Here is a 24,938-nt window from a genome sequence, read left to right on the forward strand (position 1 = left end):
CACTTTAAACATTATTGCTTAATTTTTGATTGTATATCAATAATAGTGTTCAGTTTAAGGTTATTTGAATATGTTAGTTTAAATGTTTTATAGGCTGTCATTGATCAAAACGGAGTGCAGTGATTATGAAGTTAATTTATGTGGATGATAATTTACCTGGTATCACTCGAAGGCTTAAAAACAAGCAATGGCAGTATTTCGACCCTATTGGCAAAGTAATAAAAGATGAAGCGGTTATTGAGCGTTTGAATGGCTTAGCATTTCCGCCTGCGTATAAAAGCGCATGGTTTTGCCCCGAAGAAAACGGACATATTTTAGCTACAGGATTTGACAGTAAAGGGAGAAAACAATATCGATACCACCCAGAGTTTAGAGCTCAGCAAGAAGCCAAAAAATACCAGGCTTGTGGTGTATTTGGCCATAAACTTCCTTTATTGAGAGCTCGCTTGGAGTCAGACTTACAAGGCAGTGAGCTTAATGTAGAACGCACATTAGCAGCGGTAGTTAGGCTTATGGACGTAGGGGCACTTAGAGTCGGTAACGAGCGAAACGTAAAACAAAACAAAAGCTTTGGCGCTACAACCTTACGCACCCGACACGCAAAGCTGACTGGGAAAAATATTCAGTTAAAATACCGAGCTAAATCTGGAAAAGAGCGTGAGGTCAACATTACTGACAGAGTACTAAGCCATGTAATTAAAGACTTACAAGACTTACCTGGCCAGCATCTATTTCAGTATATAAGTGAAGGTGAGCGCACTAACGTAACATCGAGCGAAATAAACCAATATATACAGCACATAATGGGGGAGGAGTTTAGTGCAAAACATTTTAGAACCTGGCGAGCAAGCGTTATTGCTTTTAAGCAGCTAGCTAAAGCCAAAGGCGCACTTACCTTAAAAAGCATGCTCGATTGTGTATCTCACCAACTAGGTAATACCCCAGCAATAGCACGCAAATCTTATGTTCACCCTGATTTAATTACACTGTGTAAAGAAGATGAAGCAGCTCAAAATGCGTGGCGTGAGTCACTTACGTTACCTCGCAAGACTAAGTATTTAAGCAGATACGAACGTGGTTTTTTAGCGTTTTTAAGCGATTAATCGACATAGCAACTTTACACACTTGAGTATATTTATTACACAAGTAGTTTGTATTGTAACTTAAATGAAATGATTTTATTTTAATAAACCTAACCTTTTCAGTGTCTTAGTTTTGAGTTTGTTTTTGGCACTGACGTTGCACCTCTCGTTGATAATTAAACGGCAAGTACACATGCATTTATCAACACTATTTAGCGAGGGGCGCACCGTGAAGGGATTATTTACAAAAAAAGGTTTTACCAAAACAAACAAAGCTACTTTGAAAGGGGCTTTGTTTGTGAGCTTAGCAAGCATGTTTGCTTCACCTTTACTCGCGAATGATGATCTTGATGGTGTTTTACTTGCCAGCTCATCACTGACCACCTACAGCTCGCAGCGCTACACGCAAACTAAAGATAGCTATTACTTTGATCAATACTCAGCCCAATTAATAAAGCGTACTGAAAAAGCGATTAATTGGTACCAAGAAATAGTGAATCGCGGTGGGTTTATTTCTTTACCCGCCAGCGAGTTGCTTGAACTAGGTAGTAACAGTAAAGCGGTAAGTTTACTCGCTATGCGTTTATTTCAAGAACAAGATTTACTCACTAACGTATGCACTAAAGCGCCGTGCATTTTTGATAAACATATTGAGCGCGCTGTAAAGCAGTTTCAACATCGCCATGGCTTAAACGTTGATGGACGAGTTGGCAAAAACACGTTTGCTAAACTTAATATTTCAGCTGAGCAAAAACTCAATAAGTTAAAGTTAAACTTTTATCGCATTACCAACTTTGCTGGTTCGAGCGATGAACAGTACGTGTATGTAAATATTCCTGAGTATCAGTTGCGTTATGTGAAAGTAGGTGATGTAAAACTTCAAAACAACGTGATTGTTGGTAAACCTAGCTGGGAAACACCGGCATTTAGTGACGAAATAGAAAAATTTGTTGTTAACCCTGAGTGGCGCATACCTATTTCAATTGCTACTAGGGAAATAGCCCCTAAAGTGGCAGAAGATCCTGATTACCTTGTTAAAAACAATATTGAAATCAGAAAAAACAGCTACATAGACTCACAAACAGTTAACCCCAGTAATATTGATTGGGATTCAATTAAGCCTTATCAGTTTGACCATTTTTTAGTGAAACGTGCGGGTGAAAAAAATCCCCTTGGTGAAGTAAAATATTTGTTCCCTAACCCTGAGGCTATATATGTACATGATACACCTGCAAAGCAGCGATTTAGCCAAACAAGACGTGCGTTATCGCATGGCTGCATAAGAATTGAAGACCCTTTTTCACTTGCTCAAGAAATAATTAAACACCAAGGTGAAAAGCATGCATTGGCACAAGTTAACGATGCACGAAATGAAAACAGCACGCAAACATTTTATTTGGACGAGCCATTACCTATTCATTTAGTTTATTGGACTGCGTGGGTGGATGAAAACAAGCTCGTTAATTTTAGAGATGATATTTACAAACGCGATCAAAAAGCACTCCTAAAAAATGATAACCAGTCGGTTATTGCAGCATTATTAGAAAGTAAATAATGAGAGGTAATATGAAATTAATCGGTATTTTATTAATCAGTATGCTGACTACTCTGCTTAGCACGCATTTATTTGCTTCTCAGCCTGCTAAAACGGCTCATCAGGTTGTTGATATACAAAACAGGCCTGCTTTTGAGGACGCAGAATTTAGTTTAAAAATTAACGATATTGTCATGCCATACTCACTTTTTTCGGTGTTTGTAATGCCCAATGAGCAGGTTGAATTTGAAGTGCTATATGCGCAATCACCCGATGCTTACACATTAATTAGCGATGAAAAGTTCATGCTAACTGATACTAATCGTTGGCAATGGCAGGCACCGGATACTCCCGGCTTAACATCGGTAATAATTGAATCGCCAAATAAAAAACAGCGTATGAAAATTAACGTGTTTGTAAAAGTACCTGCCGATAAAGTAGAGGGCGGAAAGCTAAAATATTACCAAATAGGGCACTACCCGAAGCCATCGCAAATTAAAGATTCAAAGCACTATATTGTTCCTGACGGGTTTGTTGAGGTAACCCCAGAGAATGAAAGTACCAAATTATCGCCTCATTTTTCTTTGAAAGAATTTGTGAGTAAGCAAAAAAGTAATCATCCCAAGTATCTTTTTTTGCAAAATAAACTGCTGCTAAAGTTAGAGATGATTCGTAAGGAACTAATTTTAGAAGGCGTTCCAGTTAGTAACATGGTGGTGATGAGTGGTTACCGAACACCTTATTATAATAAAGCCATTGGTAATGTGAAACTGAGCCGCCATGTGTTTGGAGACGCAGCAGATATTTTTATCGATAACGACGGAAATTACCGTATGGATGATATTAATAAAGATGCAAAATATACTATTGAAGACGCAAAAGTGATGGCAAATATTGTAGAGTCGTTAGCCAAACGCGAATCATTTAAAGGCTTATTAGGTGGGTTGGGCGTTTATGGCCCTAAACCGCACCGAGGGGCATTTATACATGTGGATACGCGCGGTTTTAAAGCCCGCTGGGTAAGTAAATAAAGTTTACACCTAATAAACAATAAATATATTGGCTACTTTTTATTAGGTGTAAGTGTTTTTATTGCAACATAAATGTTTCGTATTCTAGGTCTTCAAACTGCCTAGATAACCAAAACAAGCCAACTACAGAAGTAATTATTGTAGAAAGGGCAAATCCGTAGCCATAAAATTGTGGCCCAAGTGCGATAGATAAATACGTAAGCACAATGTTTAATGCTAAAAATAGGCCCGAAAGGATTAACACAGTAAAGCGTTTATCAAGATAGAACAATATATTGAGAATAGATAAAAATATTACCTGCACGCCTACGCCCACTACATCAATAAAAAGTAATGTTTTATAGTTAGGATCAATCCCAATGTAGGTAAGAATTTGCTCGCCCCACAATAGTAAACACGCAACAGTAATGCCTTGAATTTTAAATATGTCGTACAAGCCACCTCGAGCTGTTGTGATCATGTTGTCTTTTAAAAAGTAAATTTCTTCGAGCGAGGAGCCGCCCCTTATCGCAGAATAAAACCTGTCATATTGTTCTACAAAGTCAGTTTCCATTCTTACTAAAAATACCGCCATGCCGGGGATAATTGATAAATAGGCCAAAAATATGGGGAGATCGTAAATTGGGCTAGCTCTTAGGGGGCCTATAATATGTATGGATGTACTTGGTGAAAACCAAAATAAAATTTTATCTGCCCAAACGCCAATATTGTAAAATAGCCCGCAAAAGAACAGCATGTAATAGACTTTTTTTCGACTCATAAAGTCGAAACTTATTAGTTTATTACCTGGGTAGCGACGAATAATCATGAATAAAAAACTAAAAAATAACAGTGCTTCACCTGCAAAAAAAGCAAAAAAGAGTCCATCTAATTGCCAGTCACGTAGTAATAATGCAAGTAGCACCATAAACGCGTATCCGCTGAGCATAGTGATTAAAATAAGCCGATACTCTTTCATACCCGATAAAAATATAGCACCAAGCCATTGATTACAAAGGCTAACAAAGCCACCTAAAATAATAATTTTGGTTACAACGGGTAAAGGTAAAAATGGCCAAACAGCAAATCCAACCAGTAATGCACCAATCGTTGTAATAAGTTGTGCACCAAGTAAATTGGGGAGTACTGAGTCGTCGTCTTTTGTAAAAAATAAATCTGCCACAAAGCGCGTTAGCATAAGCTGTAAGCCGCCAGTTAATATTAACGAGGCCGCCATCATGTAAGTTATCAGGGTTAGAAACTGAATAATTAACAGCTTAGGTAATACTATTCCAAGGCTTAAAATACCAATAAGCATTAGAGCGATGATTGACAATAACCAAGGGCCTGAACCAATGAGGCCAGCGTAGCTATAGGCTTCAAAAACAGAGAGGAGGGTATTTTTTTTGAGAATTTTTCGTATCTCAAAACCTATTCCGGCCATGACATTGTATCCTTATAAAGCTTGTCGTATCGGGCAAACATGTGGCTTTCGTCATAAAATGCTTTTACACGTTTTAAGCCGCTTGATTGATACTCATGCCATTTATCGTCGTTATTAAGTATGTTTGTAATTTGTATGGCTGTATCGCTTGGCGATGCAATAGAAACAACTTCACCTGCTTTACCTAAAGCCTTATCTTGTTCTGTGGCACCTTCAATAATTTCTCGACACGAGCCAACATCACTGGCTAGAACAGGTACGCCTGCTGCCATTGCTTCTAGTAACACTAAGGGTTGGGCTTCAGAAATAGATGTTAGTGCAACAAGGCCTAACTTAGGGAGTATTTCAGCTATATTTTGCATACCCAAAAACTTCACGCTGTTCTGTAACTCAAGGCTGCCCACCAGTAACTGGCACTCTTTGTAGTACTTTGGGTCTTCTTCAAAAGGGCCTATGATCCATCCCTCTATTGCGGGCATGCTTGATTGCACTTCTTTAATGGCACGAATAAAGGTTTTAATGTCTTTGATTGGTACTACACGCCCAATTAAGCCTACTGTTAATGGAATAGTTTTAGAACGTGCAGCCAGTGCTTTAGCGTAGTGAGCGGTTTTAATGCCGTTTGGTACGACTAAAGAGCGCTTCTCACAGGCTCCATCTTTAATTTGACGCTGCCTATTACCTTCGTATAGTGAAATTATTCTATCGGCTTGGTGGTAACTCGTGCGGCCAATTTGCTCGAAAAAAGTGATCCACATTCGGCGAATAAAGCCCATTTCGGTGTTTAAGTTTTTACCTAAAATAGCTTCAGACTCTTTTATCCAATCGGCTTGAATTAAGTCTATTTTTCGCTCTTTGGTATAAATACCGTGTTCTGTTAATAAGTAAGGCGTGTTATTAATTACGCTTGCACCTGCACCTAAAAAACCAGCATAGCCTGTCGAAATAGAGTGTATAAGTTTAACATTCGGTAATTGGCGGGCAATATCTGCAATTTTAAACAAAGGCTTATACAAATTACGGTACGACCAAAAGAAATCAATAAAAGATGATTCGTCGCAAAATGTTAAATAGTAGTCAGCCAATACCTGCCAAGATGACTCGCTATATAAAAAATCAGCTTCGTTTATACCGTTTTTTTGCCCAAGTTGTTCAAATGTAAATTCAAGTAACTCGGTGGGAATAGGCTCTTTTGAGTCTCTAAAATAACTTTGCAGTTGCTGCCAAAACTCAAACAACTCTTTTTTATATTTAACGCCGTGCTTTGCTTTTATATCAGTATTATTTTGCTCTACTAGATAATGAACATGCAATTTTGTAACATTTTTTGGAAGTGTGTATTTAATATCGCCATAGTGCTCAGAAGCACCGCCTAAAAAAATAAGCTCAAAGTTATAATGAGGTAGCCCTTCAATAATTTGATGAACCCAACTCGATACCCCCCCACGAACATAAGGATAAGTACCTTCTAATAATAATAATATATCGGCATTGGGTTTAGGCATTCCAATACTCCTGTAATTGGCGAAGTTCGCTCCCTTTAGGTTGTTCAGGTAACTCTTTTAAGTAGCGTTTACAGTCATCATACTTATTCATGCAAAAGGCAACTTCGGCTTTGTAGGGTAAAACATGGCGACGCGCCATACCTAATTCAGTTGCTTGTACAAGCAAATCAAGCGCACGTTCGTAATGACCCAACGCTAAATAAACACGCCCTAAAAAAACATAATTGGCTGGTTTTTGTGCGTACTCAATACTTTGTAAACTGAGTGCTTCAGCTTTTTCTAATACGTATATTTTTAAAGCGCCTTGTGCAAGCCCTAAATAACTAAGCTCCCAATATACGTGTGCTAACTGTTCTTGTAAGTTACTTAGCTCAGGCTGCTTTGTGGTATTAGCTATTTGTTGCTGATAAACACTAATTTTTTCGTTTAATTTTGTTTCTTTGGCATCAAGTGTTGAGTAAGCAAGTAGGCGTATATCGTCTTCTAAATCTTTGAGGGCGAGTTTTAATATTGGGATTGCTTGGCTGTCGCGCATGTGGCGAGCAGCCATTACTGCAGTTAAGCGTTTGTTAGGTTCGCTTGCGTATTTTAAAATAGCTTTTACGCCACCAATTGAATAAGTAGGGTTCGCCGAAATATCAGGGACTTCAAAGGGGAGTTCTGGAATTTCATGCTCTATTATTTCGGTATCATCACTTTTAAGTGGCTTACATAGCGCAAATGTAAGCGCCATCACAACACCTAAAATACCAAATACAGGTAAGCTAAACAGTAATAAGAATAATAATAGCGTGCCATTTATAAGCGTTGTTTTATATTTTTTAGGAATTAAAACGTAGCTTACAAAGGTAAAAAGTATGCTTGCAATGGCATGCAGGAAAAGTACACCAAACCAGTTTGGTGTACTAAGAATTTCTTGCAGTGCAAAATACTCGCATAAACATGCAATTAAGGCGGCTATCACAACTTTAATCATGTAGGGCTACCAGTTTAGATAATTCATCCTTATTGACTGGAAACGCCACTTCTTGCTCAATAATAATATCGAGTTCTTGTAATGTTTTACCGGTACGTTCTTTACACCAGCTATTCATTCGCATTACAAAACCATCTTTTTCAAGCTCATCGGCAAGCGGCATCAGTATTAACAGAACTTGTTTTTCATTATCGTATAAATAGATGTCTAACCCTCGGCGAGCCTCGGTTAAATACTCCATCAGCCGTCGAGATTCATCATTAATACTTAGCGCGTTCACCTTTAAAAAGTGTGAAGGAATTTTATAACGCTTTGCTTCTTTGTTTGCGTGTTTAACTTGGCGCTTAAAGTATGGCGACTCTTCACGGGTCATTATTGGATTAGTGATTTCGTGACGCAGTAGGTCACCAATATGTCCGGCCATAACGGCAAGTAAAGTAAGGGTGTTTTCTTTGAGAGCAAAGAACTTCACTTTTTCAACTAAAATAGCCCCATAAATTGTGTCGTTCACATCAATCAATGGAATAGCAATATGATACTTGCTATCACCCGATGAAGCTTTTGGATTTTTAAGTGACACCAGTTCTTTTTCGTCAAACATGGCAGCTATTAATGGGTCTGAATTAGATGGCTCACTCATTTTTCCTACACTAGCTAGTGCAGGCTCTTGTATTTTATCGTTTTCAACTTTATATAAGCCTGCTTTTTCTATCGAGCCATATTCTATAAATAGATTTAAAATAACCTCAGCGGCACTGTCTAAGCGTCTTTGTTTTAATTTACCAATTGATTCTCGTACTGCTTGTAATGACTCACGTAAACTAAGTGTATGTCCAGCAAGCATTTGTTCGATTCGGTCATGTGATGAGCTAATTAAATGATATTGGCGCGTAAATTTTTCAAGTCGGTCTGATACATAGGCTAGTTGAATGCTTTGCTGTTGATTAGTTCGCTCCCATACATCTCTAAATTCACCTGCCACCATAACTACAATAATGTAGCCAATCATGGCGTTAATATTAAACTCACTTTGAGGGTCTAATATATTGCTTTGTATTAGCAATAATTGCCCTACTAGTAAGGTTAAAATACTAATAAAACCTTTTGAAAAGCCATAGCGTAGAGCAACAAGCAACGGCCCTAATACTGGCCAAGAAAACCCTCCTTGCGTCCAATAGGGGTCCTCAGCATTAAATAGAACAGGCAGCCCTAAAGCTAAAGCGGTAAAAAAACATACCTCAGCCCATATCTGTAGCTCAGGAACGTCTCTTGGGCGTAAGAAATGTGTTTTCACTCACTAACCTCAATATAAGACACTAAATCGGCAATTACATCTTGCGCAGTTGCTGCAATGCTATCGCGTCCCCAACCGCTTTTTGCAATGGTGCCGGTCCAAATTGGTGTTGTTTCACCGTTTTTTGTAAGCAATAAAGTAAGTGCAACCACTGGCTCTCCATCAAGACCTGCTTTGTAACGCCATTCTTCAATGCTGCCACTAAGTACATAGTCAGCTTGTTGAGTATTGAGCCATTGCATTGCGTTGTTTAAACGGTATTGATCGTCTAGGGGTGGCAGGTCTTTACTGCTATTTCTTGGCGCACGAAGTAACTTAGGTAGCTTATTTTGTTGCCAAATACTTGCTAAAATATCTTCAGCGCGCTCACCTGCCAGTGGTGTTTGTGCATGATTAACAAGCGGTAATAAAGCCACGGTAGTTGCTGGGCTAATTTCGATATCATCAGCAATTCGACTTGTAGTGCACGCCGACAAGAGCAAAACCAAACTAAGTATAACTAAGCGAAACATATTCTCTCCTAACATTAAAAATGTATGTAATATCCTAATTGTAACTGTGTATCTGAGTTACCGACCTTATTACTACTTTGGTAACCGAGCTGTAATTTAAATAAATCATCACCAAGTACTGACCATCCAGCACCACTGGAAACAGATACATCAATTGTATCGTTCAGTGTTTGGTAGCCTGTACTTATGTCAAATAACCAAGACGGACTGGCACCCAAGTATGGGGGCGTTAATGAGCCTGTTGAGGCAAAAGAAGTACCTAGGGCAAAACGCCTAAAAGGTTCAATAACTATGCGTCTGGGTCTTCTATTTGTATTAATAGCAGTATTTACTGGGTCAAAGTCTTGCCATTGCGCACTAAAGTAGGCGTTCCAAATAGGGCGATCTTTTAAAATACTGTATTGGTAGCGTGCGTTATATTCTTGTCCATTAACGAGTGTGCTGTCGTTGTCTCTACGCGTGAACGACATAGCAGCTGCTGATAGCTGCACGCTTTGCCTGTTATCAATATTATAATTTATATAAGCCGTGGCTTTATTAAGTTGCGCATAGCTTAGTAACACTTCAGATTGGCGGTTTTCGGCGTTGTATTGTAAGTTTACGCCAACTTGAGTGCGCGCATCCCACTGATAACGAGAGTCTAAATTTACGCCTTGTCGGCTAATAATACTGCCCTGATGCGTATCAACTTTTGTATTAAAAGCCCACCGGCCAAACGTCATAGTGTTTTCTATTGCGAATAGCAGTCCGTTATTGCCAAGGTTTTGCTGATCGCTAAGGCTCAGTTTCCACTGGCCTTTTGCATAAGGAAAATACACATTTATGTCGTATTGCGTACTATTGAGCCCTGCTTGCGGAGATAGGTTTACTTCAAATGCGCGAAAGTAAGCTGTGCGCGCGTTTCTTAAAAAGCCTAGCTGAGCTTCACTTGGCTCGTTAATTAGCTCTTCATACCAACGTTGCATAGTTGCATAAGGTTGGTTTAAGTATAAAAGCGCACTTAACTGATCGTTTTTTCCCAGTGTATTTGTATCAACTAATTGTTTTACTTTACTAAACTCACCTTGAGTCATGTATAGCTGAAGTGCTTGCCACGGCTCAAGTTTTTGCGCAGCACGGCGTGATAACCACCAGTTTGCTTGTGCTGTGCCTATGGTTTCAGGGGCTAACTCATCGAGTGTGTTTAGCTGCATTAAATGTGGCATAGCCATAGCGCCAGCCCATCTAAACATAAGTCCTCGATATGCATATTTATCTTTAGGTAAATGCTGAAGAAGATAATGATTAAGCTCTGTGGCGTTGGCATAATAGCCGAGTTGTTTCATTACATCGGCTAAGTTTACTAATGTTGTTAAGTCGCTAGGCTCAGCTATCGCTAGTTTACGTAAGTAAAAATAAGCACTGTTATATGACTTTTCATAAATAGATAAACTCGCTAAAAGTTGGCCCCACGCATACGTTGGGTTGTTGTCAGCATAGTTATTTAAAATACGTTTAATCATGATGCTGTCGTGCATCTGCAGTGCTAACCAACCTTGCACAAGTACTACGTCAGGATTGTATTCACTCAGTTTTGCGGCGCGGTTGAGCGTTGTATACGCTGAATTTAAATCGCTCTGATTTTGATACCAGCTAGCAAGCGTTAACCAAGCAGGGTATAGCGCCTTGTTGTAGCGTTGCTTGTTCAGTTCGTTATAGATTTGTTCAACGGCGTTTGAATCGTTTATTTGCGTACTTAAATTAGCAATGTCAATTAGCTGACTTTCGCTCAGCGAAGGTTGCTGCCATAAATACGTCAATAATTCATGTGGGTTGCCTTCAAATCTAAGTTGCTGGTACTGCAATAAATCGCCTTCGCCTAATTTACCCAGTGCTTTGAGTTGCTCAAGGGCATAAAGCTGTTCTTTTTTATTTTTTACCCTGAGCGCCATGTCAACGCGGGCACTCCAAAACTCGTCATCGGTACTTTGCTGCTTTTGCTTTAAAATAGTTAGTGCCGTGTTAAAGTCGTTTTTTAACCAAAACGCGCGAGCTAGCCACATTAAATCTTCTTCGTTTTTGGGACCCTGATAAATAGGCCACAAATTACGTAAACCGTTTAAGTTGCCTGTGTCATGTAATACTTTTGCTTTCCAATATTGCGATAATACGCTTTTACCGTTTATGCTTTCAAAACGTTCTATATGCTTGAGCTCTTGTTTGGCATCGCCAATAAATTCGTTAGTTTGCATCCATTTAGTAAAGCCATTGCCTTTTAGTTGCCTATTTTTAGCTTTGTAAGCGTAAATGTCGTTAGCATCTTGGTACAAATATAATGCCGTTGCATCGTTAATACTGTCTGTAAGCATTGATGCGGTAACAGCTTTATTTATCATTAACCATTTAAATTCTTTGAGTGCAGCTCTTGGCTTATTGAGCCAGCGCTTTACTTTCCAATTTAGTAAATGAAGCTCTTTATCGTTAGGTTTTTGTTTTAGTAGTTTTGAAAGCAATAATTCAGCGCCGTTAGCATCGCCATTGGCTAAGTGAAGCTGCATTGCCTGTGTTAAATACTTAATATTGTTAGGTTCTTTTTGCAGCAGTTTTGTAGCTGCAATAATTGCATCTTCTTTATTGCCTGCTAAGTCAGCAAGATAAAGTGTGCGCTTTATATTTGATTGATCTCCATATTGCTTCCACCACGCATAAGCCTGCATCGCTTCGTTTGCACCCAGTGCGGTTTCAATGGCTTTTTCGGCTATTGTTTCGCTCATGTTATTTTTGTAAAGCAGCAACGCTTTTGCAGGTTGGCCTGCGGTTAACCAATAATCAGCGGCAATTAACGGCTTTTTGTGTGTTTCATAATATTGTGCAAGCTTTACATTCAAGCCGAGTGCTTTAGCTATGGTAAGAATGTCTTCGTTCCATGGTTTATAGGCACTAACCTTTAATGAAAGTTCTTCAAATCGGTCATCTACATTGGCACCACTTGCAAGCCATAATGAGTAAAGTAACTTTATTTCAAGTTCTGTTTTACGCTTACTTTTTGGCAGTTTTTCAAGCTCATTAGTTGCGTTTGAATATTCACTCAATGCAATATGCAGTTCAACTAATTTAGCGCGCAGTTTTTCATTGTTTGGGTCAGTATTAAGTGCAGCGTGTAAGTATGACTTTTCGAATGTGTAGTCTTGTGAAAGTGCATCGTCTTCAAAAAATAAGGTGTGCGGAAATAGCGCATACAACGAGAAACAGCTAACAGCGAGTATTGTTAAAATTGTTTTTATTGAAACTAAATGAGGGCGCTTTTTGGTATTCATTACTTAGCAACCCCTGTGCAGTTTAAATAACCCAAAAACTCACCTGCAGGTAGTTTAAAGTGGGTTAATTTTCCGCGAGTGATACCTTTATAACTTTTTCCCATGTGAGATATAAATTGGCATGAGTGGGCATTCACTAAATCAAATGTTGCAGGTATCCACGCTTTAAAACTAACCGGGCCATTTACTTGCCATGTATCGATTACTACATTGGCAGAGGCTAAATAGGGTACATTATCTTTTTGGCTGTGGTCAAAACTAATACGCGAAATACCCTTTATAGTATGTACGTAATCGCCTTGCTGCGTTACTCCTAATATCCCATCGCTTTGTGATATGTTTGCAATATCAAAGTCGCTTGGTATACGAAGGGTGCGAATATTTTTTGAGCTAAACAGCCAATCTCCTTTACTATTTTTAGCTAAGGCCGAAAAGTAAAAATCTTTCGCAATTTTTGCATAGTGGCTTAAGTACACCGGGGTGTTGGGTCTTTGTAATACATAGTCAATATTATGCTTTAGGGCATCAAGCCCTGCAGGAACTTCGCCAGAGTAAAAATGATAGTAAATAGTATAGGGCTTTAACCTGTATGGCTTTTCGGTTATTTCAAAGGTTTCTGTTAGTCGCTTAAATCCGTAATACGGGCCATGCCATAAATTAGTGTATACGTTTTCGTTCAGTATTGGCGCGTAAATTTGATACAGTAAATCACCCTCAGGGCGCGCAATCGGCGATATATGTGAAAGGCTAGGGTTATCACTATTTACATCAGTATTGCCGCCATTTACGTTTAGTACACCAGCATTACGCGCTATTTTTAATGCGTCTGGACCGGGTGTAGCATCGCCCGACCACAACATAAGCACCGTTTTTTTTCCTTTAGGTACTAGTCTTTCATTAATATAATTAATGGTGCCGGTAATTTCTTTTTCTAAGCTAATTGTGTCATAGCCAGGTACATCTAAGTGAAACCCATAGTCAGTATCTTCTTCGTCAATTTCTTTTCGGCCAGAAAGCGCGGTCCAAAAGTAAGGGTGACTATAAGTATGCGAAGCGACCTCTACATAGGGAAGTTCAAAAATACTGCGCGCAATTTTTTCTAGTTTTTTACTGTGCTTAGCATGAATACCTCCAGGCTCTATATCCGCCTGAATAATAGAAGATGTAATGGGAAGTTTATAAGGTTTAATAATATCATCGCGTATTACCTCTGCGGCGTACGGGCTGCCATCAAAATGTGCAATGCTGGTAAAGCCATCCCCATCTATATGCATAGTAAGCATACGTCTGCCACTTTCTGTCGTTGTGTCTGGAGCCAGTATTGTGGATAACCCCATGGCTTTAGTAAGCAGTGTAATTGGGTCAATAACCCAATTACTACCTTCCATTGGGAGCGTATCAATTAGCCACGGGGCAACAATAACCGCGCCATATTTGGTTTTGGCACTTTGTACAATTGTGCTGCTATCAGCTGCTTTGATATCAATAAGAGTGGTGGCTTCTGGCGCTAATTTTAATAAATAAGGTTTGGTAATGGCTGGTGAAGAACCTGACTCACCTTTTAACCATGGTGCTAAATAGTTAAGTTTATAAGGCCCTGGTGGGGAGCTGTTCAGCGTTTGCACGCCTAATGCTGCTAATAATTTAGCTGATTGTGGTAGCTCACCAACAATTAATTGAGGCACAACGCCTAAGTTGCTCTCAAGCCAGTTTATAACCGTCGCGGAGTAGAAGCCGGCCATGTTGGTCCACGAAATAATTCCAGCATGTAAACTTGGGTCAACTAATGGCAGGTCTCGCTTGGCCATATCAATATAGTCAGGAATATAACCTAAATATTCAATAAGAGTGGCCAGCTTTAAGTGAACCGTAGAATAAATAAGAGGTTTTAAGTCACTATTGTACGGAATAAGCACACGCCTAGGTACGGGGCTAATAGCTGATGTTCCCCAGGTTTGTAAATGCCCATCGGTCACCCAAGCATTAAACCCTGAAGCAATAATTTTTTCAGCCATTACAAGACGTTTATCAGGTTTTGCATAATCAATAACTTGAACGTTAAAACCTAAACTTTGCGCTTTTTTAAGTTGGGCAGCTAACCATGCTTGATCGTTCTTAGAGGTTAACTTGTAGCTATTATCAAGTGGGTTAAAGTGGCTAAATAATCCCTCAGCAACTAAGTCGGTTGCAAGGTTTTGTAAGCTTGGCAGTAATTCAAAGCCACGATTGAGCACTAATTGCTTTTTAAATACTAAAGACAGATCTTTTATTATTGAAACTAATCCAGCTTGCTGCGCTAATTTATCGTAACGTTCGTTATCTAATAATTGATAGCTATCAAGGGTGTCTAAAAACAACCCACTAAAGCCACGTTCTTTTAATATAACAGCCGAGCTATTTAATTGTTGTTGCCATTGCTTTGAAGTTAAATCGGAAATGTAGCTATTCCAATTTGGGTTTGTAGTAAGTGAATAGTCACTTTTATTATATGATTCGCCAATGCTCAAATAAGCATAAACAGCAATGTTACGTTCTTTAAACCAATTTAATTCATGCTCAGTCACTAACTCAGGTTGCACAACAACGCGTGAGTAAAAAGTCATTTCAGCTAAAGGCATTGGGGCTGAATAGTAAAAAGCGATGCTGTTATTAACGGGCTTTGCTAGTAACTGCGCTGATACTAAAAGCAAAAGCCATAAAATATATTTCATTAATGATTCGTTATGTTAATTTTAAACTATTGCTCAAAGGAAAGCATTTCGAGGCTTTTCTAGTTATTTTGTATTAGTTATTAAGTATTATTATATGTTAACAAAAATAAAAGGTCTATCATGTTGTTTTAAATTTATACTAAATTAATCTATTATTTAGGTGGTGTTATTATTGCAAGTTAATGAATTTAAATAAATAAAACCTTTAAGAAAGGCTTGGATTTTAAACGAGATTTGTAAAGAAATGTAAGTTTTTATTGTCAGTTCTGGATAAATTTAAAAGCCATTTCGCTTATAAAATGGCCTTTAAAAAGTTTATTGTTTTAAATATTAATCATTACCTAATACAAATCATGTTTCTTCCTTGCGATTTAGCTCTGTACAAAGCGCTGTCGGCGGCACACATTAATGCTTCAGATGTTCTATATTGGTTATTGTATTCACACGCTAAGCCTTGGCTAACACTAATTTTAACGTTGTCAGGTAGGCCTATTTCTCTAAAGTTTAAATTTAAAATTCTATCTTGAATACGCTTGGCTATCATCTCAGCGTTTGAAATATGAGATCGCGGTAATACCACGGCAAACTCTTCTCCACCATATCGGGCAACTAAGCTGTCTTTTGACGGCAGGCATTCTTCAATTGTTTTTGCTACTTTTTGCAAGCATTTGTCACCTTTTACATGCCCAAAGTTATCGTTAAATAATTTAAAATAATCAATATCAATCAATATAAAACTTAATGGTTGCTTGTTCATTAGACATGTTTGCCAATCTTTGTGGATTGTTTTTTCGAGCGTTCCACGATTTGCAATACCAGTTAGGTGATCGAGCTTTGAAAGTGTTTCGAGTACTTTATACTTTTTTATGTGTTTAGAAATGTCATGCATGATGCAAATAAATAAAGGAGTATTATTAGTTGTTGCTGGTGGAATGCACGAAACCGAAAGCTCTACATCTAAAAAGTTACCATTAGCTTTAATTATTTTTACTTCTTTGGGGCCATGATTTAGCGGCGTTTGATAATTGTTTCTCCAACTTTCAAACATGTATTCGTAATCGTCACGGTATTGCTCTTGTAAAAAATGCTGCCACTTTTTACCAATTAATATATCTGAAGGAACATTAAAAAATCGTGCAGCTACCGGGTTTACCGATTCAAAAATGCCTTGTGCATTTACAATAAATATAGCATCGGCCATCACGTTAGTGACATTAATAATCGCGCTTATTTTTTCATTGTTAACACGCTCAGAAAGGCTGTTTACTAATGTTGATACAGCGATATTTTCGTTATTTAGTTTGCTGTGTTGATTATTGTTAGACATGGCAGTTGCTCATTTTTATTGTTAATGAAACTTGATGTCTAGCAGTTTATTCAATTTATGGTTTTTAAACCTTTCGGTAACCTTCTGGTTTAAGTTATTGTTATTTATATTTATTTAATGGGCGTTTTTAAATAAATTGCACCGTAATTAATATGCCTGTGCAATTTAAGAATAAGTATTACTAATTAGAGTTCTTTTTCATTCTTAACTTGTGGATCAGCGCTTTCATATTTATTGCCATTACATTCAACGTTAAAAATTAAGCATACAGAGCCATTATTTTCATCTGTGTCGGTAATGATAATTGTTTGGCCGTTGTCACTTACTTTATAGCTGAAGTCTTGGGCGCATGGTTTTTGTGTGTCGATATCGGTGATAGTAGCGCCAGTAAATACGAAACCATTTTGAATTGTGGCGTCGTCTAAATTATAGTTGCCAGCGGTTTCAGTTCTTACAACACCACCGCCAGTAGCGGGTTCGCCATTTTTTGTATAGCTAAAAATAGCTTCACTATTGTTAAGTTTAATATTTACTTGAAAGTCGACATTTTCTAGGGTGTTATTCATATTATTTCCTTTATGAGTAATTATAGTTGGAAGTTCGTAATGCCTAATTTAACTAGGCTTGTTTTTATTTCTGATATCTCGTCTTCCCTGTTTAAACAGGTATAAGCTTGTACTAGTGGGTATGTTATTTTTACGCTCTGACTTATTTTTGCAGCTTCAGAAATAGCTTTGATAGCGCTTAAGCAAAATTGCTCTCGCTGTTTATTAGTTGTAGCTAAGTTTGCTTTGATTAAGTTTATTCTTGTATATACTAAGTAATCACCAGTTTTAGTTAGGTTGGATAATTGATGTTGGTAGTTTTCATTATTCTCAAGCTCAGTTAATAACTTCTGCGCTTTGAGTGATGATTGTCTATTTATAAAATATTGAATCAGTGTAATTTGTGTATTAATAGTGCTGGTATTTTTAAAATTTTGAGATTTTAAAAAATTAATTATTTTTTCAATTGTTGAGTCAGTAGCTTCATCAGTAGATAGCATTAGTGAAAGTGCTAAAGAGCGATAATACATAAGCTGAAATTTATTGTTTTTTGGATCTTGTACTAAAGCTTCATTGATAACTTGATTAGCCAAGCTGGCTTTTTTATGTGCCATCCGTTTATCACTCAAATAGCTCAGTAAATAACTTTGTTGCATATATAGGTTTGCTGATGTGTAAAAAAGGCTTGCATCACTAGGGTAGTTAGCAATCAATTTTGTGATTACTTTAACTGCAGCTTCTAATATATTAACTGCTTCATTAAAGTTACTTAGCCTCTCTTCTGTTTTTGCAAGCCAACTAATTGTATCGGATTTATCTCGAAGTAAGTCTTTGTTATTAGGTTTCAGTTCAAGCGCTTTATTCTTAAGTAAAAGTGACTCTGCAAAGTTCTTTTTTGCAGCGCTGTAGTTAGATTTTTTTATGTATAAAGAACCTAAAGAATTAGATGAATACGATAATTCCATAATGGAGTTAAAATCATTGGCTGCCAGCGCATACATTTTTTTACTGTAATCGTGGTATCTTTTAAACATTTGCTCAGTAGCTTGATGATCATTTTGATCATAAGCTAATTGACCAAGCCAAAAGGCATTGGCGCCTGCAAGCGTGAGTAGCTCTAAGTTGTTTGGCTGAATTTTTAATAATGCCTCAAGGCGAATGCGGGCGTTTTCAAAGGCGGTTAAGGCCTCAATGGTTTTTCCGCGCGAATAGGCCACTTCCCCCATGGCCTCAAGGGTTTGTGCGTACTGAAAACGGTTGTTAAATTGTGCTTTATTATTGCTAAAGCTAAAAAGTGAACTTGAATCGTCAGTTTGATCAGTAAAATACTCAAGTGCTTTATTACTAATACCATCAAGTAAGTCCATACGTTCAACGCTACGTAATTTATCCGCAAAGTCGCCGACCATAAACCCTAGTAAGCTTTCGGCCTCTTGGCGTTTTTGCTGTGCTAGTTGCTGCGCTTGAAAGCTGGTAACACTCATTAATAGGGCAACACAGGTAAGTAAACAAAGCAAAGCGACAGTGCCACGTTTTATGGTTGTTTTTGTTTTACTATGCTTAAGAGAGCTGGTTATAAGGGCGTGTTCGTCATCGCCTAGTTCGAATGTGTTGTCGTTCAATAAGGTAACGGCCTCTTGCAGCGGTTTTCCTGTCGCAAGGAGGTAAGCATTACTTTTACCTTCATCTATCCAATTTTGTGCTTGGTGTTGTAAACGGCTTTTTATTGCTAATGAATCTTTGTGATCGCTTATCCACTGCTTTGCGCGTGGCCATTGACGCAATAATGCTTCGTGCGCAAGGCTAAAACAGGCTTCGCCATTTTGTAAGTGCGATACAAATAAGCGGCTATCGACCATGGCTTGTACAAGTTCTATTTGGCTAGTGTTAGTTAATGCCTTCCAGCGGGCTGCGCGGCTAGTAATAGTTTTACCATCAGGGTTTAGCGTTATTAATTGTGATAACACGCTTTTTAGTTGCAGTTGTTGTTTGTTGCTAAGGCCTATAAATACATCTTCTGCTTTTTTGCCTATGGCGCCCTCAATACCGCCAAGTTTTTTATACACACTGTGTAACAACTCATTATTATCACTGCGCTGTAAATACAGCTCTTGCAGTGTGTATTGCAGCATGGGTAGTGCATCGGGATTGTTGGCGGTATCGGCGCAGAGTATTTCATCCAGTGGTGTTTGGGTTTGTGGGTCATGTGAAAACGTTAAATTAGCGGTTATTGCTGGCAAGCGAATAATTTGTTGAAGCTCGTGCCTGTTCGGTGGTGTTAAGTCGTAATGCGCGCCATTAGCTTTGCCAGCCATTAGGCTTGGTTGCTCAACCACTAAAGGATAAAAATCGTTTCTGCACGCACTAAATACAATCACCGCTTTAGACGTTGCTAAGCGCTCAATAACTGATAAAAATTGGCTACGTGTTTCATCATCAAATAAAGGTGATGAAAGTAGGACCTCTAAACGATCTATGAACAAAAATAATTGCGGTTTGTTAAGCGTTGGTACTGTTTTAGTTAGGGCATTTGTTAAAGTATGAATAACGTTATTAGTGTTTTGCGTTAATTGCTGGGCGAGTGCTTCGGCGCTTAAACCATCAAAGACAGGCAGGTTATTTATATCCCAATCAAGCATGGCAGACGCTAAGTCTAAATAAAGCCGGCTGTGGTCAATATCTGCAAAATCTAGTTGAGTATACGAAACAACACCAATCCCGTTGTAGCCGCGCTCATCAAGCAGTTTAGGTAAAATGCCTGCGTTCACTAAGGATGATTTACCGGTACCACTTGGACCTAAAATTAAGCAAAAAGCGCGACCAAAATTCACTTGGCTAGCCACTCTTTCCAATAAAGTGGTAATAGCCTGATTTCGGCCAAAAAACAGGTGGTTATCGGTTGTAATATAAGCGCTTAATCCTAAAAAGGGGGAGCCACCTTGCCAGCTTGTTACTTTGGGGGCTTCTTCACTTAAAGGAAAGTCTAACTTTGCAATAATACGGTAGCCACGTTTTCTTATTGTTTCTATGTATTGTGGTGCACTTGCTTTATCGCCAAGAGCTTTGCGCAACTGTGTAATTATTTTATGTAGCGGGTTATCACCTACTTCAATATTTTTCCAACAGTGGTTAAGTAGTTCGTCACTGCTTACAAGCTCCCCTTTTTTTAAGCATAAATAGATTAAAACATCCATGGCTTTTGGTTCTAGCTGCTTGTTTTTACCAGCATGTTGAATGCTGTTTGATAGGGGGCTTACCTGCCAATCGCCTAAATAAAATGGGCTGAGGTTCATAGTGACTCATTATTGTTTTTGTGGTTCTAAAAATGTATCGGCTTTTTAAGCTGTAACTTAATAGTACAGAAAAAATAACAAACCAATATGACTTTTAGTCAGTGGTGTTGAGTTATTTTAACGCCAGCCCTTGGCTAGACCAGCGTTGTATTTACAGTTATAGGTCGTTTTTATTTATGGTAACAACACGTTGCGGGAAAGGAATTTCGATATTGGCGTCGTTAATGGCTTTGTACACTCCACCGTTTATAGTTAACTTTGTTTCTATAATTTTCGTGGTGGGTACCCAGTATCGGTAGCTAAGGGTAACACCGCTATCGGCAAAGCGCTCAATGCCTATTTGCGAGTGCGGGTTTTGAGCAACTAACTCGTGTGCGTTGAGTACCTCTTCAATAAGATTAATTGCGGTATCAGTACATGCGCTATAGGCAATATCTATTTCACCCTTAACTAACGAGTAACTAAATGAGTTATGAATTATTTCGCCCATTATATGTTTGTTAGGGATGGTGATTTCTACTTTTTCTTCATCTATTAAAATGGTGTAGCCAAGCTCTATTGTTTTAACTTGGCCGCTTACATTTTTAACTTCAATGGTATCGCCAACTACAAAAGGGCGTGTAGCGATAATGGCAAGGCCAGCACCATAATTAGACAGCATGCCCTGTAGTGCTAAACCTGCACCCAAAGAAGCTGCACCTATTGCCGCCACAAAGGGAGTAACACTTATCCCTATCTTGCCAAGCGCTATAATAATAACCATAACAATAAGCAGTACTTTTACAACACTACTAACAAAGTTTGTAAGCGTAATATCCACATTATGGCGAGTCATTAAATTGGCGACTATTTTAGATAGTTTTTGTGCTATCCAAAGGCCAATCAACAATATAAAAACAGCCCCTACAATTTGCATGCTGTAGGTAACTAAATACTCAGTGAGCATATTGTAATACTTTTCAAACTGTTCGATTTCAGAACTGATCATTATGGGCTCTTAACTCGTGTAATTAAATTTTTGTAAACTATAGCAAACTGTTTACTAAAAAAGGATAGAGGAGTGGGACTATTATGGCCGTTAGCAATGCACTGAGCGCCATAGCTACTGATGAAAATGCACCTATTTTAGGGTGTTCAGCAAGTGCCGCTGCTGTCCCAATAGCGTGGCAGGCCGTCCCCATAGCAACACCTTGGGATTCATGACTGCCTATTTTTACCAATTTAAACAGCATGAAACCAAATAATGCCCCTAATAAGCCAATAAAAATAACCATAGCGGCGGCCAAAGAGCTGATCCCCCCCAACGAATCTGTAACAATTAAAGAAATAGGCGTTGTGACGCTAAGTGCCGCCACAGAGGCACTTAGCTCAGAAGGAACCTTAAAAAATACACTTAATAAAAAAGCCACAAAAGTTGCATTTACAATACCTAAACTGCAAGTACCTAGTATGAGTAATAGATTTTTACGTACGTGAATAAACTGCTGATACAAAGGTAGCGCTAATGCGACAATGGCGGGCTCTAAAAGCCAGCTTAGTAGCTGGCTATGATAAGCAAATTCAGAATAAGGTAGGTTAAAGTTAATCAATAGCAAAGCAATAACGGCAATACTTAAAAAAACAGGGTTTGTAATTGACTTTAAAGCACTGCTTTTCATGCGTACGTTAAACGCCCTAAGCAGTAAAAACAAAGCAATAATTATAGGAACACACAACCACCAAATGTCAGGCTTTAATTCAGTCATTGTTTTTTCTGCTTTTGAAAAAAACCATCACTGAGCTAACTAGTAATAATGTACTAGCTGGCACAATAAAAATAACAGACATTAAAAAAGGCCAATTAGATTTTATAAGGTTTAGGTGTTCAATAAAGCCAACGCCAGCGGGAATAAAAAAAATAGGCATAACATTTAAAATTGGGGAGGCACAAGGCTTTAGGTGTTGCTCTTTTACTATGCCTGCTAGCAGCAACGCTAATAAAATAACCATAGCGAGTAAAGGGGCAGGAAAGCTGCCTCCTGTATAATGCATAATAAGTTTAGCGCAGGCTAAACACAGCAAAATGATTGCGCTACTTAAAAGGTATTTCATCATTATTACTCAATTTAATAGGGTGCATTTAGTTTAACAATCAATAACAGCGTGTACATTGTGCCTTAGTATTACCGCTATTAATGCATTACCACCGTTTGGCGTTTTTGTATTTTATATCGGATTTACCTTTTGCTTTTGCAATGGCTTTTTTTGTATTTGGATTTGCTAGTAAACGAATTTGACTCCAGGTTTCTTTTGCGAGTATTTTTCGTTGCCGTGACTTGTAGCTTAATTGAGTAATACGTTTAATGGCAGCTAGGGTATCGGGTGAGCGTTCAAGCAATGTACTCAGCAGTGTTTGGGTTGCAAGTTCGGTGTTGTTTGTTAGTTGTGTGACCAGTCCAAGCTCGTTTGCTTGCTCTGCAGTTATAGGGTTCGCATGGCTTGCAAGTAAAAGTGCTTGGTCGCGTTTAACTAGTCCGCCCATCATTACATTTGCTCCCATGTCAGGACAAAGCCCCCAGCGGGCTTCCATAATAGCTAGCTTGGCGTCATTGTGAACAATTCTGTAATCAGCTCCTAACGCTATTTGTAAACCCCCACCTAAACAATTGCCATTAATTTGTGCAATAACAGGTACGCTTAACGACTGCCAACCCAGTACTACTTTTTGCGCTAAGTTTTGGTTGCCGGGTAACCACTTAAACAGTAATTTTATGATATTTAAAGGTGAGGCCATAACTGCGGCAATATCAAGCCCTGAACAAAAATGATCGCCATCCCCCTTTATAATTACCGCACGAATAGTACGATCCTTTTTTATATTTTTAATCGTGTTATTTAACGACACAAACATGGCAAAGTTTAATGCGTTTTGTTTATCAGCTCGACTCAAGGTAACCGTTGCAATACCGTCTTGCTTTTCTAGTTTTATCATTGTTAACTCCTCTGACCTGTTGCTTGAGCTTATGCGGTTAGAAAGGTGAAGTAAAGTGATGTAGTTTTTAAAATAGATTGAATTTATTTGTAAATGAGCAGTCTGAATGGCTTGGTTTTATTTTGATAATTAACAAAGTGTGGTTTGAGGTTAAAAAAGTCAGGTTTTTAAACGCTTTTTTATCAAATAGCTAATCAGATTTGATAACATACCGCCAATTATTAAGGTTAAGGTTACGCAACTATGTCGGGTCCACGTTTATTTACAATCGAAGAAGCAACACATCAAGCTTATGATATTTTTTTAGAGTTAGCACCGAGTAACTTAAGTGATGACGACGTTGAAAACTTTAATGAATATCGAGAAGACCTTGGCTTTATTGAAGAAGATGAACCTGACGACCAGTGGCAAGATTTTGTAGCGCTTGAAATTGAGCCAGAACACTTTATTCAAGTGTTAGTGGGTTTAGAGTTTGATAATGAAGATGTGCTATTTGCAAAAATTTTAATTAGCCGTGATAAAGACGCTCCGTTTTGCCATATTTTATGGAAAGAAAGTGAATAAGCCCCACTGCTTGTTTATTTTTTATTAAGTGGCGAGAGAGAATGTTGCGTAAGTATTTATTTCTAATTTTTATTTTAATTAGTAGCTCTTGCTGGGCTGTTGATCCATTTGAAGATTTTCATGAGTATGGGCAGCTTTCTGACGAAGAGATCCATGATTTGCACAAAGGTGAAATGCTTTACGGCGATACTGAGTTTGGGTTTATTTTGTCTCGGGGAAATATTAATTCAACCAGCTTTAAGCTCAAAGGTAACCTGTACCAAGATTTTGAAAAGTGGCGAAACCAATTTAAAATCGACACCCTCTATAAGCGCGACGAAAATGACGACACTGGAGACAGCGACGTAACTGCAAACCGTGTATTTGTATCTGCACAAGGTAACTATAAAGTAGGCGTTAAAAACTCATCGTTCTTTATCTATGGCGATTACGAGGAAGATCAGTTTAGTGGCCTTAAATTCAAAAGCACCATTGCAACGGGGTATGGCGCACGTGTTTATCAGGGCACTAAGAACAAAGTCGATATTGATATAGGGCCTGGCCTGTATCGTTCGGTGGCTGATGAAGACTCAACGGTAAGTGATAGCGAAGAAAATAAAACTGGTTACTTACTTCGTGTTGCTATGCAATGGGAACGACTGGTTTCAAAACGCACTCGTTTTAATCAAGATGTGAGTATAGAGCAGTCATTGTCAGGGTTAAATTCACGATTAAAATCTGAAACTGCGCTGATTAGTCAGGTTATAGGGGCGGTGTCTCTTAAGTTTGCTTATATGTATCGTTATAATTCAAAACCCGAAGATGATAAACTTAAGTTTGATTCTGAGCTCAGTGCTACATTAGTGTATAGCTTTTAAGTATTTATTTAATTAGA

19 protein-coding genes are annotated in these 24,938 nt (G+C 38.3%); 5 read left to right on the forward strand and 14 right to left on the reverse strand.

Features of this window, described 5'->3' with window-relative positions:
- The first annotated feature begins 125 nt into the window (after nt 1-125).
- The 3 genes from ATS72_RS15310 to ATS72_RS15320 all read left to right on the forward strand — a co-directional run bounded on the left by ATS72_RS15310 (nt 126) and on the right by ATS72_RS15320 (nt 3,647).
- Complete coding sequence (locus tag ATS72_RS15310) at nt 126-1,103, forward strand: DNA topoisomerase IB (RefSeq protein ID WP_058428491.1); 978 nt, start codon at nt 126-128, stop codon at nt 1,101-1,103.
- Between the two features lie 172 nt (nt 1,104-1,275).
- Nucleotides 1,276-2,637, forward strand: a complete 1,362-nt coding sequence (locus ATS72_RS15315) for a L,D-transpeptidase family protein (RefSeq protein WP_058428492.1) — start codon at nt 1,276-1,278, stop codon at nt 2,635-2,637.
- Nucleotides 2,638-2,648: 11 nt separating this feature from the next.
- The gene (locus ATS72_RS15320; RefSeq protein ID WP_058429147.1) at nt 2,649-3,647 is read left to right on the forward strand and encodes a D-Ala-D-Ala carboxypeptidase family metallohydrolase; all 999 of its coding nucleotides are present in this window, start codon (nt 2,649-2,651) and stop codon (nt 3,645-3,647) included.
- 58 nt (nt 3,648-3,705) lie between these two features.
- Here the strand turns inward: ATS72_RS15320 and pelG are convergent, their stop codons facing one another.
- The 14 genes from pelG to ATS72_RS15390 all read right to left on the reverse strand — a co-directional run bounded on the left by pelG (nt 3,706) and on the right by ATS72_RS15390 (nt 23,500).
- Nucleotides 3,706-5,070: an exopolysaccharide Pel transporter PelG gene (gene pelG, locus ATS72_RS15325; RefSeq protein ID WP_058428493.1), complete on the reverse strand. Its 1,365-nt coding sequence runs from the start codon at nt 5,068-5,070 to the stop codon at nt 3,706-3,708.
- Complete coding sequence (gene pelF, locus ATS72_RS15330) at nt 5,058-6,575, reverse strand: GT4 family glycosyltransferase PelF (protein WP_058428494.1); 1,518 nt, start codon at nt 6,573-6,575, stop codon at nt 5,058-5,060. The genes pelG and pelF overlap by 13 nt, the downstream gene beginning before the upstream one ends.
- Nucleotides 6,568-7,551, reverse strand: a complete 984-nt coding sequence (locus ATS72_RS15335; protein WP_058428495.1) for a tetratricopeptide repeat protein — start codon at nt 7,549-7,551, stop codon at nt 6,568-6,570. The genes pelF and ATS72_RS15335 overlap by 8 nt, the downstream gene beginning before the upstream one ends.
- On the reverse strand, nt 7,544-8,845 hold the full coding sequence (locus ATS72_RS15340; RefSeq protein ID WP_058428496.1) for a PelD GGDEF domain-containing protein: 1,302 nt from the start codon (nt 8,843-8,845) through the stop codon (nt 7,544-7,546). Before ATS72_RS15340 ends, ATS72_RS15335 begins: the two co-directional genes overlap by 8 nt.
- On the reverse strand, nt 8,842-9,357 hold the full coding sequence (locus ATS72_RS15345) for a hypothetical protein (protein WP_008132805.1): 516 nt from the start codon (nt 9,355-9,357) through the stop codon (nt 8,842-8,844). The genes ATS72_RS15340 and ATS72_RS15345 overlap by 4 nt, the downstream gene beginning before the upstream one ends.
- Before the next feature lie 14 nt (nt 9,358-9,371).
- On the reverse strand, nt 9,372-12,653 hold the full coding sequence (locus tag ATS72_RS15350; protein ID WP_058428497.1) for a tetratricopeptide repeat protein: 3,282 nt from the start codon (nt 12,651-12,653) through the stop codon (nt 9,372-9,374).
- Nucleotides 12,653-15,364, reverse strand: coding sequence for an endo alpha-1,4 polygalactosaminidase (locus ATS72_RS15355; protein WP_058428498.1), 2,712 nt, complete (start codon nt 15,362-15,364; stop codon nt 12,653-12,655). The genes ATS72_RS15350 and ATS72_RS15355 overlap by 1 nt, the downstream gene beginning before the upstream one ends.
- 337 nt (nt 15,365-15,701) lie before the next feature.
- Nucleotides 15,702-16,691 (reverse strand): sensor domain-containing diguanylate cyclase, encoded by a 990-nt coding sequence (locus ATS72_RS15360; RefSeq protein ID WP_058428499.1) that lies wholly within the window; start codon nt 16,689-16,691, stop codon nt 15,702-15,704.
- Nucleotides 16,692-16,876: 185 nt separating this feature from the next.
- The gene (locus ATS72_RS15365; RefSeq protein ID WP_058428500.1) at nt 16,877-17,257 is read right to left on the reverse strand and encodes a DP-EP family protein; all 381 of its coding nucleotides are present in this window, start codon (nt 17,255-17,257) and stop codon (nt 16,877-16,879) included.
- A 20-nt stretch (nt 17,258-17,277) separates the two neighbouring features.
- Complete coding sequence (locus ATS72_RS15370; protein WP_058428501.1) at nt 17,278-20,529, reverse strand: nSTAND1 domain-containing NTPase; 3,252 nt, start codon at nt 20,527-20,529, stop codon at nt 17,278-17,280.
- A 157-nt stretch (nt 20,530-20,686) separates the two neighbouring features.
- Nucleotides 20,687-21,517: a mechanosensitive ion channel family protein gene (locus tag ATS72_RS15375; protein ID WP_058428502.1), complete on the reverse strand. Its 831-nt coding sequence runs from the start codon at nt 21,515-21,517 to the stop codon at nt 20,687-20,689.
- 37 nt (nt 21,518-21,554) lie between these two features.
- Nucleotides 21,555-22,274, reverse strand: coding sequence for an LrgB family protein (locus ATS72_RS15380; protein WP_058428503.1), 720 nt, complete (start codon nt 22,272-22,274; stop codon nt 21,555-21,557).
- Nucleotides 22,267-22,620, reverse strand: coding sequence for a CidA/LrgA family protein (locus ATS72_RS15385; RefSeq protein ID WP_058428504.1), 354 nt, complete (start codon nt 22,618-22,620; stop codon nt 22,267-22,269). Before ATS72_RS15385 ends, ATS72_RS15380 begins: the two co-directional genes overlap by 8 nt.
- Before the next feature lie 88 nt (nt 22,621-22,708).
- On the reverse strand, nt 22,709-23,500 hold the full coding sequence (locus tag ATS72_RS15390; RefSeq protein ID WP_058428505.1) for a crotonase/enoyl-CoA hydratase family protein: 792 nt from the start codon (nt 23,498-23,500) through the stop codon (nt 22,709-22,711).
- Between the two features lie 243 nt (nt 23,501-23,743).
- Here ATS72_RS15390 and ATS72_RS15395 point away from each other — a divergent pair, with 243 nt between their 5' ends.
- Together ATS72_RS15395 and ATS72_RS15400 are read left to right on the forward strand one after the other, a co-directional pair.
- Nucleotides 23,744-24,064, forward strand: a complete 321-nt coding sequence (locus tag ATS72_RS15395; RefSeq protein WP_006794135.1) for an HI1450 family dsDNA-mimic protein — start codon at nt 23,744-23,746, stop codon at nt 24,062-24,064.
- A 41-nt stretch (nt 24,065-24,105) separates the two neighbouring features.
- Complete coding sequence (locus ATS72_RS15400; RefSeq protein WP_425320028.1) at nt 24,106-24,921, forward strand: DUF481 domain-containing protein; 816 nt, start codon at nt 24,106-24,108, stop codon at nt 24,919-24,921.
- The last annotated feature ends 17 nt before the right edge of the window (nt 24,922-24,938 follow it).

The organism is Pseudoalteromonas sp. 13-15, from assembly GCF_001468205.2.
Taxonomy (GTDB): domain Bacteria; phylum Pseudomonadota; class Gammaproteobacteria; order Enterobacterales; family Alteromonadaceae; genus Pseudoalteromonas; species Pseudoalteromonas marina.

Excerpts from the sequence above, each read along its gene's own strand:
- ATS72_RS15365 (WP_058428500.1), bottom strand. The coding sequence starts at position 17,257 with ATGAATAACACCCTAGAAAATGTCGACTTTCAAGTAAATATTAAACTT.
- pelF (WP_058428494.1), bottom strand. The coding sequence starts at position 6,575 with ATGCCTAAACCCAATGCCGATATATTATTATTATTAGAAGGTACTTAT.
- ATS72_RS15355 (WP_058428498.1), bottom strand. The coding sequence starts at position 15,364 with ATGAAATATATTTTATGGCTTTTGCTTTTAGTATCAGCGCAGTTACTA.
- ATS72_RS15315 (WP_058428492.1), top strand. The coding sequence starts at position 1,276 with ATGCATTTATCAACACTATTTAGCGAGGGGCGCACCGTGAAGGGATTA.
- pelG (WP_058428493.1), bottom strand. The coding sequence starts at position 5,070 with ATGGCCGGAATAGGTTTTGAGATACGAAAAATTCTCAAAAAAAATACC.
- ATS72_RS15400 (WP_425320028.1), top strand. The coding sequence starts at position 24,106 with ATGTTGCGTAAGTATTTATTTCTAATTTTTATTTTAATTAGTAGCTCT.
- ATS72_RS15345 (WP_008132805.1), bottom strand. The coding sequence starts at position 9,357 with ATGTTTCGCTTAGTTATACTTAGTTTGGTTTTGCTCTTGTCGGCGTGC.
- ATS72_RS15360 (WP_058428499.1), bottom strand. The coding sequence starts at position 16,691 with ATGTCTAACAATAATCAACACAGCAAACTAAATAACGAAAATATCGCT.
- ATS72_RS15380 (WP_058428503.1), bottom strand. The coding sequence starts at position 22,274 with ATGACTGAATTAAAGCCTGACATTTGGTGGTTGTGTGTTCCTATAATT.
- ATS72_RS15310 (WP_058428491.1), top strand. The coding sequence starts at position 126 with ATGAAGTTAATTTATGTGGATGATAATTTACCTGGTATCACTCGAAGG.
- ATS72_RS15395 (WP_006794135.1), top strand. The coding sequence starts at position 23,744 with ATGTCGGGTCCACGTTTATTTACAATCGAAGAAGCAACACATCAAGCT.
- ATS72_RS15385 (WP_058428504.1), bottom strand. The coding sequence starts at position 22,620 with ATGAAATACCTTTTAAGTAGCGCAATCATTTTGCTGTGTTTAGCCTGC.
- ATS72_RS15335 (WP_058428495.1), bottom strand. The coding sequence starts at position 7,551 with ATGATTAAAGTTGTGATAGCCGCCTTAATTGCATGTTTATGCGAGTAT.
- ATS72_RS15370 (WP_058428501.1), bottom strand. The coding sequence starts at position 20,529 with ATGAACCTCAGCCCATTTTATTTAGGCGATTGGCAGGTAAGCCCCCTA.
- ATS72_RS15320 (WP_058429147.1), top strand. The coding sequence starts at position 2,649 with ATGAAATTAATCGGTATTTTATTAATCAGTATGCTGACTACTCTGCTT.
- ATS72_RS15390 (WP_058428505.1), bottom strand. The coding sequence starts at position 23,500 with ATGATAAAACTAGAAAAGCAAGACGGTATTGCAACGGTTACCTTGAGT.
- ATS72_RS15350 (WP_058428497.1), bottom strand. The coding sequence starts at position 12,653 with ATGAATACCAAAAAGCGCCCTCATTTAGTTTCAATAAAAACAATTTTA.
- ATS72_RS15375 (WP_058428502.1), bottom strand. The coding sequence starts at position 21,517 with ATGATCAGTTCTGAAATCGAACAGTTTGAAAAGTATTACAATATGCTC.